The organism is Maribacter sp. 6B07, assembly GCF_002700155.1.
GTDB lineage: Bacteria > Bacteroidota > Bacteroidia > Flavobacteriales > Flavobacteriaceae > Maribacter > Maribacter dokdonensis.
In genome coordinates this window covers 244853-258326 of sequence record NZ_PDUT01000002.1, presented here as the reverse complement: position 1 = coordinate 258326, position 13474 = coordinate 244853, and the positions used below count along the sequence as shown (strand labels likewise).

Here is a 13474-nt window from a genome sequence, read left to right as displayed (position 1 = left end):
TTTAAAGGAAATTAAATATGCCAATTTAGTATGGTAAAAGGTTGCCGAAACATTGTACCTTAGCCTACAAAACTTATAAGATTTGGAGATAGAAAGCATTAGTGTTTTTGATATGTTAAAGATAGGCGTAGGTCCTTCCAGTTCACATACTCTTGGACCATGGCGTGCCGCAGAACGTTGGCTGGCACGGTTAAACTCTAAAAACAATCTTGAAAACGTTGAAGAAGTAGAGGTACATTTATATGGCTCTCTATCATTAACGGGTAAAGGGCATGCCACAGACTACGCAGTAATGTTAGGGCTATTGGGTGCCGATCCGGAATTAGTGCCTATTGAAAGTATAGACCCTATGATATCTTCAATAAAAAATGACCATGTGTTACTTTTAGACGGTAAGTACAGTATTGTATTTGATCCGGACAAACATATTATTTTCAATAAGAAGTTTTTGCCCTTTCATGCTAATGGCCTAAAATTTCAGGCAAAATTGAAATCTGGAAGAAAAATCTCAAAAACCTACTATTCTATTGGCGGTGGATTTGTAATTGGAGAAGACCGAAAAAATGCCAAGCGAAAAGTTGACATGTTCAAAAAATTTCCTTTTCCTGTGCAAAAAGGGACTGAGCTACTTGAGTTCTGCAAAAATGAAGACCTAAAGATATCTGACCTTGTTTTGCAGAATGAACGTTCCTTAAGAGAAGATAAGGTCATAGACCACGAACTTGATAGAATTTGGTCCACAATGCTAGAATGCATGTACACCGGATGCCATACCGAAGGTACTTTACCCGGCGGGCTAAAAGTTAAGCGCAGGGCATTTGAAATGCATAACAAATTAAAAAGTGACCTACCCTATTCTACACCGCAGGAATGGTTGCAAAGCATTAGACAAACCGAGGTAAAATTTAGGCAAATTTTGCAATGGGTAAGTTGTTTTGCCCTAAGTGTAAATGAAGTAAATGCTTCTTTGGGCCGTGTAGTCACTGCACCTACAAACGGTAGTGCAGGTGTTATACCTGCCGTATTAATGTATTACATGGTCATTGAAAACCATGCCGGTAATTTTGAGCATGTAAAACAATTTTTATTAGTGGCGGGAGAAATTGGAAGTATCTTTAAAAAAGGAGCTACAATATCAGCGGCCATGGGTGGTTGCCAAGCAGAGATAGGAGTATCGTCAGCAATGGCAGCGGGAGCTTTGACCGAACTTTTAGGCGGCACTCCAGAACAAGTTCTCATGGCTGCGGAAATAGCCATGGAGCATCATTTAGGACTTACTTGTGACCCTATAGGTGGTCTGGTACAGATACCATGTATAGAAAGAAATTCTATGGGAGCCATTAAAGCTATCAACGCTGCTGAACTTGCATTGGGTTCTGACCCTTCTGCAGCTAAAGTACCACTAGATAAAGTTGTACAGACCATGTGGGAAACCGCCAAGGATATGAACTCCAAATACAAAGAAACCTCTGAAGGCGGACTTGCAGTAGGCGTTTTCTTAAGTGATTGCTAAGCTTAAAACAAGTTGGTTTTTGTCATGAAAGCGCAAACATTGTCGGGACCTTTTTTATCATCTTTAATTCCGCTAACTTTAATTTATGAAAAATCTTATTTCTGAAAGAGTAGCGGATTTTATTAAGAACTACCCTCCGTTCAACGCACTTGACCATAAGTCATTATTTCAATTGGCCGAACACGTAGTCATTATTTATAAAGAGAAAAACAGCATCATTTTCTCTGTTGATGAAAACCAACACGCTCATTTCTATTTGGTTCATAAGGGCGCGGTAACGTTGAACAACCCTACGACTTCCAATATTCTTGACTATTGCGATGAAGGCGATATTTTTGGCCTACGACCGCTTTTTGCCAATGAAAACTACAAATTAGAGGCCAGAGCACATGAAGAATCTATTATCTATGGTATTCCTATAGACATATTCAAACCAATTGCAAAACAGAACGAGCAGGTAACGATTTTTTTAATGGAGAGTTTTGCCTCCAATACGCGCAACCCTTACGCCAAAAGTCAAAAAGGTCAGCTTTACGATACGGAAGACAGTGAAGCAACCAATAATGAAGTAGTACTACCAGATTTACAATTAGCTAGTTATTCTAAAAAGCTGATTACCTGTTCCACACGTACTACCATACAAAAGGCAGCTGAGATAATGACCAAAAAGCAAATTGGATCCATTCTTGTTGTCAGCAAAGAACTACCTGTAGGTATCATAACAGATAAAGATTTTAGAAATAAGGTAATAACGGGCAAACAGCCTATAACCGCATCGGTAAAGACCATTATGGCTTCACCGGTAATAACCTACCCAAAAAATCTAACCATTACACAGGCTCAAATGGCTATGATGAAAAGTAACATCAGTCATTTGGTGATCACCGAAGACGGTACTCCAAACACCCCAGCTTTAGGTATATTATCTAAACATGACGTAATGGTTTCTCTGGGTGACAACCCCGCAGTTTTGGTCAAAGCCATAAAACGAACAACGCGCATAAAGAAAATAAAGCAGCTCAGAAAAAGTATTATGGTACTTTTAACGGGGTATTTGGAACAAAATATTCCACTAGGGTTAATCGCAAAAATTATCTCAGAACTTAACGACACCTGTATAAAACAAGTAGTAGAAATATCCATAGCAAAAATGGACACCCCTCCACCAACCAATTTTGCATGGTTGGCTTTAGGAAGTCAAGGTAGAAGTGAACAATTGTTACATACAGATCAAGATAATGCCTTAGTTTTTGAAGATGTGCCAGAAGAGGATTTACCACAGACTACCACTTATTTTTTAGAGCTTGCCAAACATATAACCAAAGGACTTAATACTATTGGATATGAATATTGCCCTGCAGATATGATGGCATCAAACCCTAAATGGTGTTTAAGTTTACAAGAATGGAAAAATAAACTATCATACTGGATCAGCAACCCTGGACCAAATGAAGTATTAATGTCATCCATATTTTTTGATTACAGTTTGGCATATGGAGAAAGAAGTTTGTTGGACAACATGTCTGAACACATATTTAGAACTGTAGAAAAATATCCTATTTTCTTGGTGCATTTGGCAAATGGCGCATTACAAAGTCCGTCACCCACCGGCTTCTTTAGACAGTTTTTAGTAGAGCAGGATGGACAGCATAAAGATTTTTTCGATTTAAAAAGTAGAGCATTAAGACCTTTGATAGATGCAGCCAGGGTATTAATATTATCGCATTCAGTAAAAGCTATTAGCAACACTTGGGAGCGTTATGAAAAATTGGCGGAGTTGGAACCAAACAATCAAGAATTATATTTAGCTTGTTCTTACGCTACAAAGGCTTTACTTAAATTTAGAACAAGACAAGGGCTTTTACATCATGATTCTGGTAGATTTATTGAATTGGAACAATTGACAAAGCAAGAAAAAATGAAATTGAAGCGCACCTTTAAAGCGATAAAAGAAATTCAAGAATTGATCACGCTTCGTTTTAAGGTCACCAATATTTTAGGATAATGAGGCTATTTAAAAAAACACCCAAGCATTTACCTGATTTTTGGTTGAAATACGAGAACCTCTTTAAAGAACCTCAAAGTAAAAATTTCAATGAACTTGTTTTTGTAGTACTTGATACAGAAACCACCGGATTTAGTTTTGAAGAAGACAGAATACTTTCAATAGGTGCTGTGAAGGTTAAAAAGGAAACCATCTCTGTACAGGAAGTCTTTGATATTTATTTGGAACAAGAAAAATTCAATAAAGAAACCGTTCCTGTTCACGGTTTATTGAAAAATGGACAACGAGAATGTATTCAAGAAATTTTAGCCTTAGAAAAATTCTTGGCCTATGTTGGCAATGCCATTATCGTTGCGCACCATGCAGGTTTTGATATGGGGATGCTAAATACTGCATTAGAAAGGCATGGTTTACCCAAATTAAAAAACAAGGTCTTAGATACCGGTGTTATTTATAAGAAAACCCTTTTAAAATCTTATTTGGTGCAGCCCAAAGCTCAGTATTCATTAGATGAGCTTGCAGAAAAGTTCTCTATCTCCAAAAAAGATAGGCATACTGCATTAGGCGACGCTTACATAACAGCAGTCGCCTTTTTAAAAATCATTTCAAGATTAAAAGAAAAGAAAAACTTTACGTTCAAATCTTTGATCAGGTAACACTATAGGCTTTCAAGATAATTTAAAACGTTTCTGTTGATTCTATCATGAATATGCGAAGTATCTGCCTTTACAAAAGGCTCTCCGGTGATATGCTCATATAATTCAATATACCTTTCCGAAACCGATTCAATATACTCGTCTGACATCTCAGGTACCGTCTGTCCTTCCAAACCTTGAAAATTATTGGCAATCAACCATTGTCTTACAAACTCTTTTGATAATTGCTTTTGAGGTTCATTGGCATCTTGTCTTTCCTGGTACCCTTCAGAATAAAAGTACCTTGAAGAATCTGGGGTATGTATTTCATCTATCAATAAAATTTCACCTTCTTTGGTTTTTCCAAATTCATATTTGGTATCCACTAAAATCAAACCTCTGTCTGCAGCTATTTTTGTGCCTCTTTCAAAAAGAGCATAAGTATATTTCTCCAGTAAGGCATAATCCTCTTTAGAGACAATCCCTTTACTTAAAATATCCTCTTTAGAAATATCCTCATCATGATCACCCATTTCCGCTTTGGTCGCAGGTGTAATTATCGGATTGGGAAATTTATCGTTTTCCTTCATTCCGTCTGGCATTGCAACTCCACAAAGCATTCTTTTGCCCAACTTATATTCCCTAGCGGCATGACCAGATAAATATCCACGAATAACCATTTCAATTTTGAAAGGCTCACAAGCTACGCCTACTGCTACATTTGGGTCAGGTGTTGCCGTTAGCCAATTAGGCACAATATCTTCGGTAGATGCCATCATTTGAGTTGCAATTTGATTCAAAATCTGCCCTTTATAAGGAATTCCTTTGGGCATAACCACATCAAATGCAGACAACCTATCGGTCGCTATCATTACCAACCTATCATTTTCTAATGTGTATACCGATCGTACCTTGCCCTTATAGACATCTTTTTGACCAGGAAAATTAAATTCTGTTTCGTAAATAGTATTATTTGCCATGAAATTTTTTAATTGTGATGTTCTATAGTTTTATACGCGTCGATAACTTTTTTAACCAACTTATGGCGTATTACATCTTTGTCATCTAGATATATAACTTCTATACCCTCTACATTGTTTAAAATAAGTAAAGCTTCCTTTAATCCAGAAATGGTTCTACGTGGTAAATCTATTTGTCCTGGATCGCCAGTTATTAAAAATCGTGCATTTCTACCCATTCTTGTCAAAAACATTTTCATTTGGGCATGGGTAGTATTCTGCGCCTCATCTAATATAACAAAGGCATTATCCAAGGTTCTACCACGCATAAAGGCCATTGGGGCAATTTGTATGGTTCCGTTCTCGATATAATGCACCAACTTCTCCGCCGGGATCATATCCCTTAACGCGTCATACAAAGGCTGCATATAAGGATCTAGCTTTTCCTTTAAATCACCTGGTAAAAAACCTAAGTTCTCACCAGCTTCAACCGCTGGTCTGGTCAATATGATTTTTTTAACCTGTTTTTCTTTTAAAGCTTTTACCGCAAGCGCAACACCGGTGTAAGTTTTACCAGTTCCGGCAGGTCCAATGGCAAAAACCATATCATTCTTTTTAGAAGCATCAACCAAGCGACGTTGGTTGGCTGTCTGTGCCTTGATCAACCTACCACTAACACCATGCACCAAAGTTTCACCACTATTCTTTGAAGATTTCAATTCTTCGTCATCAGAACTGGTAAGTACACGCTCAATACTATTTTCATCTAATTTATTGTATTTGATGAAATGCTGTGTAAGCATATCAAACCGCCTCTCAAACTCTTCCAGAAGTTCTTCGTCCCCAAAAGCCTTTATCTTATTGCCACGGGCAACAATCTTCAACTTCGGAAAGTACTTTTTCAATAAATCAATATGCTCATTTTGCTGCCCAAAAAATTCTCTTGGGCTAATTTCGGTAAGTTCTAGAATTATCTCGTTCAAACAGTCGTTTTTATAATGATTTATAGTTAGCGAATATTAATTTCTAATCGCTGTTTTTTTGTTTAGTTTTGTATATCAAATTTAAGCAAATTTTAAGTTTGACTAACCAAAAACATATCAACATTGCTGTATGGCAATAATTACCCTCACAACAGATTTTGGACTTAAAGATCACTTTGTAGCTGTATTGAAAGGCTCCATATATACCGAATTGCCCGATGCTAAAATTGTTGATATTTCGCATGACATCATGCCATTCAATATTCAAGAATGTGCCTACGTGCTATCTAATTCATACAATAGTTTTCCCAAAGGCACTATACATATAGTTGGTGTAGACTCAGAAGAAACCCCAGACAATAAACATATTGTAGCATTGGTAAACGGTCATTATTTTATAAGTGCAAATACCGGTGTTATAGGGTTGATCACTTCTGAAATGACACCGGAAAAAGTGTTTGAAATAAATTTACCGGATTCCATTGCAAATTCTTTTCCCGTGCTCAATGTCTTTATACAAGTTGCCTGTCATATAGCCCGTGGAGGTACTTTAGAATTGGTAGGCAAGCCATTTACCGAACTAAGGGACCTAAGGGAGTTTTCACCTAGAATTACTGAAGAAGGCAAAAAAATTATTGGCAGTGTCATTTATATAGACAACTATGGCAATGTGGTAACTAATATTAGAAAAAATCTATTTGACGCTTATCGCAAAGATAGACCGTATACGTTATTGGTTCGTAACCATAAAATAAACACAATCCATAAAGCATATAATGATTTTATCGATTACAGTTTAGAGAAGAGCCAGAGAAAAAGTGCAGGTGATTTATTGGCGATATTTAATTCATCTAACTATATAGAATTGGCAATATTTAAAAGTAACCTTACTACCGTAGGCGGAGCCTCTACCCTATTAGGATTAGATTACAGGGATACGATCATGGTAGATTTTGAGTAGCCTTACAAACAGAAATATTTTGTTTTAACAGGCGTACTTTTAATAAAATTCAAAACGGTAAAAGTTAATAACTAATGTACTTATGAAAATTATATGAGCATAATGCCGTAAAAACTAGTAGTATACCGTACCTTGACCAACAACAAACTGTTAATAAGTTTGTTTCCTTAAAAAGGGCAATTAAAATATCTTTGTTGATAATGAAAACTGCCAACATTAAGGATTAAAACCTATTTTTCTTGATGATTTCAGGAACAATATCAATAAAATTTAAAGAATGAAATTTATAGTTTCAAGTACCTATTTGCTAAAACAACTCCAAATATTAGGAGGTGTAATCAACAACAGTAATACATTACCAATACTGGATAATTTCCTGTTCGACTTGCAAAAGGACAAACTAACTGTATCAGCGTCTGACCTAGAAACCACTATGAGTTCCGTTATAACGGTAGATTCGGATAACGAGGGTACCATTGCAGTACCTGCCAGATTACTTTTAGAAACGTTGAAAACTTTTCCGGAACAACCTTTGACATTTGTTGTTGAAGATAACAATACCGTAGAAATTAGTTCTAATCACGGTAAATATGCCTTAGCATATGCCGATGGAGCAGAATTTCCAAAAGCTGTGGAATTAACTAGCCCTAGTTCAACAACGTTACTTGGAGATATCCTTGCCACTGCTATCAACAAAACCATTTTTGCTGCCGGTAATGATGACCTAAGACCTGTAATGAGCGGTGTTTTCTTTCAATTTTCACCAGAGAATTTAACTTTTGTAGCAACAGATGCTCACAAATTGGTAAAATATCAACGTACAGATGTTAGAGCCTCACAGGTAGCAGAATTCATTATGCCCAAAAAACCTTTAACCTTATTAAAGGGAATTTTGGCGGGCAGCGAATCTGACGTTCTTATAGAATACAATGAAAGTAATGCCAAGTTCAGTTTTGAAGACACAGAGCTTATCTGTAGATTGATTGATGGTAAGTATCCAAACTATGAAGCGGTAATACCTAAAGAGAATCCAAACAAACTTACAATAGCCAGAAATCAATTCTTAAGTTCAGTAAGAAGGGTTTCTATTTTCTCAAATAAAACAACGCACCAGATTAGATTAAAAATTGCCGGTGCTGAATTGAACATTTCCGCAGAAGATATTGATTACTCTAACAAGGCAGAAGAAAGATTAACGTGTTCTTACCAAGGTGATGATATGCAAATAGGATTTAACTCAAGATTTTTAACTGAAATGCTGAACAACTTAAGTTCAGACGAAGTTTCCTTAGAAATGAGTTTACCAAACCGTGCCGGTATACTTACTCCTTCAGACGGTTTGGATGAAGGTGAATATGTAACCATGTTGGTAATGCCTGTTATGTTGAACAGTTAATTTCCTAAGTTTACAATAAAAAAAGGGTCAGTTTAAAAACTGACCCTTTTTTTATTGCTTTATAAATTAGCTTATGAGATAAAACGTATGGTACCAAAATAACTTGGCGATTCTCCGTTACTAGCTCTTATGGCGTTAATAGCAGGCATTACCAAAGATAAAATTCCTGCAAAAACCAACAATAAGATTCCAAGTCCAAATAATAAAATACCAGGAATACCAATTATAAGATACAAAATCAATGATAATTGAAAATTAATTACAGACTTACCATGTTCATTCATTCCTATAACCGTGTCTTTGGTGGTTAACCAAATTACCAACGGCACAAGAAGTCCGCCAAAGCCTGTTACAAAATCCAAATATTGAGATAAATGCGTTATGACCAATAGATTTCGGTCTTCACGTACTGCGACTGCGTTTTTATTTACTAGTTCCATTTTTGATTGATTTAATGATGAATACTATAAATAAGACGCACAACCCCCGTAATTGTTACAAAAAAGAATAAATTATAATTTTCTATTCAGTTTTTTTAATTTTTCTTGCTCTTTCATGATCTTCATTTGACCCTTAGCTATCTTATCTTCTTTTTTCTGAATATCGACCGGAGAGAGCGTACCTTTTAACTTTCCTTTCTCTAATTGAGACTGTAACTTTTCAATTTGCTTCTTTTCACTTGAAATATATTTCTCTTTCGATTTGATCTGCTTTTGAAGTTTCTCCTGCTTTTTTTTCTCAGCAGCTTCTTTCTTTTCTTTCTTGGCTTTCGCCTCCGCTTTTTCTACTTTCTTTTTAACCTCTTCCATTTCTTTCTGTTCCTCTATAGTAATCTCGGTAGAAGAACCATCAGTATCACTTTGAGCAACACCTGTAATAGAAACAAACATAAATACAACTAAAACAAATACTTTTTTCATTTTCTGATTAAAATTTAAACCGTGTAAAATTACTATATAAATGAATACTGAAAACAAAATACCAGTAAAATAAGAAAAGAAGAACAGTTATTAAATGATTATTTTTGCACGATGATTAAAACGGAAACTATCATAGCATTGGCCACTCCTGCAGGGGCAGGAGCAATTGCGGTCATAAGACTTTCTGGTCCAGATGCCATCACAATTGCGTCTAAGCACTTTAAGTCTGCATCAGGCAAAATTCTTAAAGAGCAAAAGAGTCATACCATTCATTTAGGTTATATCATGGATGGTGAAAATGTTATGGACCAAGCCCTTGTTTCTATTTTTAAAGATCCGCATTCATACACAGGCGAAAACGTCATAGAAATATCTTGTCACGGCTCCCCATATATTCAGCAGCAGATCATTCAATTATTTCTTAGAAATGGTTGCAGAACCGCAGACCCTGGAGAGTTTACGTTGCGTGCCTTTCTTAACGGAAAAATGGATCTTAGTCAGGCAGAAGCAGTAGCTGATCTTATTTCTAGTGATAATGCAGCAAGCCATCAAATTGCCATGCAACAAATGCGTGGGGGTTTCAGCAATGAAATAAAACATTTACGTACAGAGCTTCTCAATTTTGCCTCATTACTAGAATTAGAACTCGATTTTTCAGAAGAAGATGTAGAATTTGCCGATCGTACCGCATTCAAAGAATTATTGGGTAGAATTCAAAAGGTACTTCAAGGATTGATTGACTCTTTTGCTGTTGGTAATGTGATAAAAAACGGAATACCTGTTGCAATTGTAGGAGAGCCAAATGTGGGTAAATCTACACTATTGAATGCATTTTTAAATGAAGAGCGTGCCTTGGTGTCCGATATAGCAGGAACCACCAGAGACACCATTGAAGACGAAATTTCTATTGGCGGTATAGGATTTCGATTTATTGATACTGCCGGAATTAGGGAAACCGAAGATGTTGTGGAAGGAATGGGGATTAAAAAAACCTTTGAAAAAATTGAACAAGCACAAGTTATTTTATTACTCGTTGATGGATCAAAACTTCTGGTAAATGACCAAAAGTTAAAAAACACTGTTATCGATTTTGAAAAAATAAAAAATAAGAATCCGTTAAAGCCCTTGGTTCTTCTAGTAAATAAAGCCGATACCCTTTCTGAAACGGATAAAGAAAACATTACATCTCATTTAGACGAAGTAAAATACCTATCCGCAAAAACAGGTGAAGGTGTAGAAGATTTACAAAACAGCCTTTTGGAATTTGTAAATACAGGAGCGCTCAGAAATAATGAAACCATTGTCACCAATACCCGCCATTACAACTCCCTTTTAAAAGCTTTAGAAGAAATAGAAAAAGTGCAGTTTGGTATGAAAGCTGAAATTTCAAGTGATTTAATGGCTATTGACGTTCGCGAAGCACTTTATCATTTAGGTGAGATTACCGGTCAAGTAACTAATGATGAGTTGTTAGGAAATATTTTCGCTAATTTTTGTATCGGGAAATAGACAATAATTTTATTTGGTTTCATTTATCCACAAATAACTGCAAATCAAATACTTGATTAAATACTCTGATTTTTTACTTTCTCTTATTTGTATGGTTTTCGTACTTTTGTGTCTCTCATGTGTACCTCTTAATACATATTCATTTACGAGATACACAAATTTGTATCTCATATGAAAATTCACCTTAGGAAGAAGAAATTGAAAAGCGGGAAGATTAGCCTCTATCTTGAATATTATAAAGGCAATTCACAAACACCCGAGGGTAAACGTAAAATTTTGAGGGATTTCGAATATCTTGACCTCTATCTCTACTCCAATCCTGAAACACCTGAAGAAAAGAAAAAGAATAAGGAAAACTTGGAGCTGGCCGATCAGATATTTACGATTCGGAAAGCAGAGCTTTATCAAGGTAAATATAATATTCAGAATGATCAAAAGGGTAAGATCGGTTTCTTGGAATTCTATGAAGAGAAGAAAGAAGAACGCTACAAGAGTAAAGGAAATTACGATAATTGGGATGCAGCACAAAAACATATTGAATCCTATTGTCCCAATCATATCACCCTTAATGAGGTAGATGTCAATTTTATCAAGGGATTTAAAAAGTACTTGGACACCATAGCGGTAACAAAAAGTAAGAAGAACTTATCTCAAAATACAAAGCACACCTATTTCAACAAGTTCAAAGCATGCCTGAATGCAGCCTTCGAGGAAGGGTATCTAAAAGAGAACTTCATCAAAAAAGTGAAAGGCTTCACCATGGGAGAGTCTACACGGGAATACCTTACAGCGGACGAACTTCAAAAATTAGCGAGTACTCCTTGTAAACTCCCACTACTTAAAAGCGCATTCCTTTTTTCAGCATTAACGGGGATAAGATGGTCCGACGTGAATAAAATGAAATGGTCTGAAGTCAGGGATGAAGGATTGGATTTAGAGAACATCCCTATTTTCAGAATTGTCTTTCAGCAAAAGAAAACGGACGGAGTGGAATATTTGTATATATCCGAACAGGCCAGGGAGTTCTTAGGGGAACGGAGAGCATCAGCTGATAGAGTATTTAAAGGGCTTCGGTATAGCGCTCATATGAACATGCAATTGCTGCGTTGGTGTATGCATGCCGGAATCAACAAACATATAACTTTTCATTCGGCACGGCATACTAACGCTGTTTTACTTTTGGAGAATGGAGCTGATATTTATACCGTATCGAAACGCCTAGGGCATCGGGAATTAAGAACTACAGCAATCTATGCGAAAATCATCGATAAAAAAATGAAGGAAGCTGCGAACTTAATTCCCAAGTTGAATCTGAATATTGATTAATAGGCTTTGTAAGACTTTATCCCTAAAATAAAGTGTCCCATAAAAGGTAAATTAATGAAACTACTATATGATTCCAGAAATGGCACACTTTTATATTAGAACTGATATAGAATTAAGTTGATCCTTTAAACGGCCGTTGTCTAGGCCTCAAATTCAAATTTTATGTGACCCATGTAAACATACATTAATACCGTACGGTAGAAAAAATAATCCTATTGCCATTGATTCTTGAAGTATTGGAATTTGAAGCAACTATATACCAACTTTATTTATAAGTGAATAAGTTTAAACAATGGGGGAAAACCAAAGGAAATGTCTCTTTTATAAAACGATTAATTGCTATCAATTATGCGGAGGAAACTGTATACAATCGTTCGAGCACATGGAACCAATATGGTAAGCTCATAGTCCTAGCTAGGGGCAAAGACCCAACATTCCCCAGGCAAACACTGAAGGTCATTTGCACTACTGCCTACAAAAGAATTGATAATAAAATTCCCTTGCAAAATCACAATAGCTAAACTAAACCTATCATCTTCTTCAATAGTCTCAAAAGAGACCTCGAAAGTTTCGTCCTCTATTTTCAAAATCGCCTGTGCACGAGTTTGTGGAAACCTTATGGTTCCATATCAGTTCCATTGATAAAAAGTTCCCCATTGGTTACTTGCTACATGTTCGTCCCATATAGGACCGCACCTGAAAAAGAGGTAGTGACTGGCAGGATTTCATTATCGCCATCCGAATTACAGCCTAATAAACTAGCGGGCAGCAACTTTAAAAAAAAACATCATCTGTATATTATTCTGGGGGAAATAATATACAATCATCCGGGGCACATGGCACCAATATTATTAATTCATAATCTTGCCCTGGAGGGAAATTATCACAATTTCCGGGTTGGCATTTTAAAGGAGGGTCGCTGCCAGCCACAAAGGTATTGATAATAGAAGTGCCTTGAAGTATATTAACAAACATTCCAAACCTATCAACTTCTTCAATAGTCTCGAAAGAGACCTCGAAAGTTCCGTCCTCTATTTTTAAAATGGCCTGTGCACGAGTTTGTGGAGACCTCAAGGGTTCCGTATCAGTTCCATTGATAAAAAGTTCCCCATTGGTTACCGGCTCCATATTCGTCTCATATAGAACCACACCTGAAAAAGTGGTAACGGTCGGTACAGGCTCGCCTTTTCCCTCATAATCGTCCGAATTACAGGCCATGACCATTGCTAGTAACGGTAAAACGGCCAAAAACATTGAATGCTTCATC

At 36.4% G+C, this 13474-nt stretch carries 13 protein-coding genes; 7 read left to right on the top strand and 6 right to left on the bottom strand.

The window, feature by feature from the left end; genetic code table 11:
- The first annotated feature begins 88 nt into the window (after positions 1-88).
- The 3 genes from CSC80_RS10820 to CSC80_RS10810 all read left to right on the top strand — a co-directional run bounded on the left by CSC80_RS10820 (position 89) and on the right by CSC80_RS10810 (position 4174).
- The gene (locus CSC80_RS10820) at positions 89-1513 is read left to right on the top strand and encodes an L-serine ammonia-lyase (RefSeq protein ID WP_099192304.1); all 1425 of its coding nucleotides are present in this window, start codon (positions 89-91) and stop codon (positions 1511-1513) included.
- An 85-nt stretch (positions 1514-1598) separates the two neighbouring features.
- Positions 1599-3518 carry a DUF294 nucleotidyltransferase-like domain-containing protein gene (locus CSC80_RS10815; RefSeq protein WP_099191777.1) on the top strand — a complete coding sequence of 640 codons (1920 nt, stop codon included), beginning with the start codon at positions 1599-1601 and terminating at the stop codon, positions 3516-3518.
- Positions 3518-4174 (top strand): 3'-5' exonuclease, encoded by a 657-nt coding sequence (locus tag CSC80_RS10810; protein WP_099191775.1) that lies wholly within the window; start codon positions 3518-3520, stop codon positions 4172-4174. Before CSC80_RS10815 ends, CSC80_RS10810 begins: the two co-directional genes overlap by 1 nt.
- Positions 4175-4176: 2 nt before the next feature.
- Here the strand turns inward: CSC80_RS10810 and CSC80_RS10805 are convergent, their stop codons facing one another.
- Both CSC80_RS10805 and CSC80_RS10800 read right to left on the bottom strand, forming a co-directional pair.
- Positions 4177-5133, bottom strand: a complete 957-nt coding sequence (locus CSC80_RS10805) for a phosphoribosylaminoimidazolesuccinocarboxamide synthase (protein WP_099191773.1) — start codon at positions 5131-5133, stop codon at positions 4177-4179.
- An 8-nt stretch (positions 5134-5141) separates the two neighbouring features.
- Entirely contained in the window at positions 5142-6095 is a 954-nt protein-coding gene (locus tag CSC80_RS10800) for a PhoH family protein (protein ID WP_058103238.1), read from the bottom strand.
- A 130-nt stretch (positions 6096-6225) separates the two neighbouring features.
- Here CSC80_RS10800 and CSC80_RS10795 point away from each other — a divergent pair, with 130 nt between their 5' ends.
- Together CSC80_RS10795 and dnaN are read left to right on the top strand one after the other, a co-directional pair.
- Positions 6226-7056, top strand: coding sequence for an SAM-dependent chlorinase/fluorinase (locus CSC80_RS10795; protein ID WP_058103239.1), 831 nt, complete (start codon positions 6226-6228; stop codon positions 7054-7056).
- A 277-nt stretch (positions 7057-7333) separates the two neighbouring features.
- A complete protein-coding gene (dnaN, locus tag CSC80_RS10790; RefSeq protein WP_058103240.1) occupies positions 7334-8452 on the top strand; it encodes a DNA polymerase III subunit beta in 1119 nt (372 codons plus the stop codon).
- 71 nt (positions 8453-8523) lie between these two features.
- Here the strand turns inward: dnaN and CSC80_RS10785 are convergent, their stop codons facing one another.
- Both CSC80_RS10785 and CSC80_RS19330 read right to left on the bottom strand, forming a co-directional pair.
- Complete coding sequence (locus CSC80_RS10785; protein WP_058103241.1) at positions 8524-8892, bottom strand: DUF4870 domain-containing protein; 369 nt, start codon at positions 8890-8892, stop codon at positions 8524-8526.
- A 72-nt stretch (positions 8893-8964) separates the two neighbouring features.
- On the bottom strand, positions 8965-9372 hold the full coding sequence (locus CSC80_RS19330) for a hypothetical protein (protein ID WP_143751740.1): 408 nt from the start codon (positions 9370-9372) through the stop codon (positions 8965-8967).
- Between the two features lie 111 nt (positions 9373-9483).
- Between CSC80_RS19330 and mnmE the strand changes: the two genes are divergently transcribed.
- On the top strand, positions 9484-10881 hold the full coding sequence (gene mnmE / locus CSC80_RS10775) for a tRNA uridine-5-carboxymethylaminomethyl(34) synthesis GTPase MnmE (RefSeq protein ID WP_099191769.1): 1398 nt from the start codon (positions 9484-9486) through the stop codon (positions 10879-10881).
- Between the two features lie 171 nt (positions 10882-11052).
- Entirely contained in the window at positions 11053-12207 is a 1155-nt protein-coding gene (locus CSC80_RS10770; RefSeq protein WP_099191767.1) for a site-specific integrase, read from the top strand.
- A gap of 410 nt (positions 12208-12617) precedes the next feature.
- Here the strand turns inward: CSC80_RS10770 and CSC80_RS19475 are convergent, their stop codons facing one another.
- Positions 12618-12794, bottom strand: a complete 177-nt coding sequence (locus tag CSC80_RS19475) for a hypothetical protein (protein ID WP_180268608.1) — start codon at positions 12792-12794, stop codon at positions 12618-12620.
- A gap of 211 nt (positions 12795-13005) precedes the next feature.
- Complete coding sequence (locus CSC80_RS10765; protein WP_099191765.1) at positions 13006-13473, bottom strand: hypothetical protein; 468 nt, start codon at positions 13471-13473, stop codon at positions 13006-13008.
- Between the last annotated feature and the right edge of the window lies 1 nt (position 13474).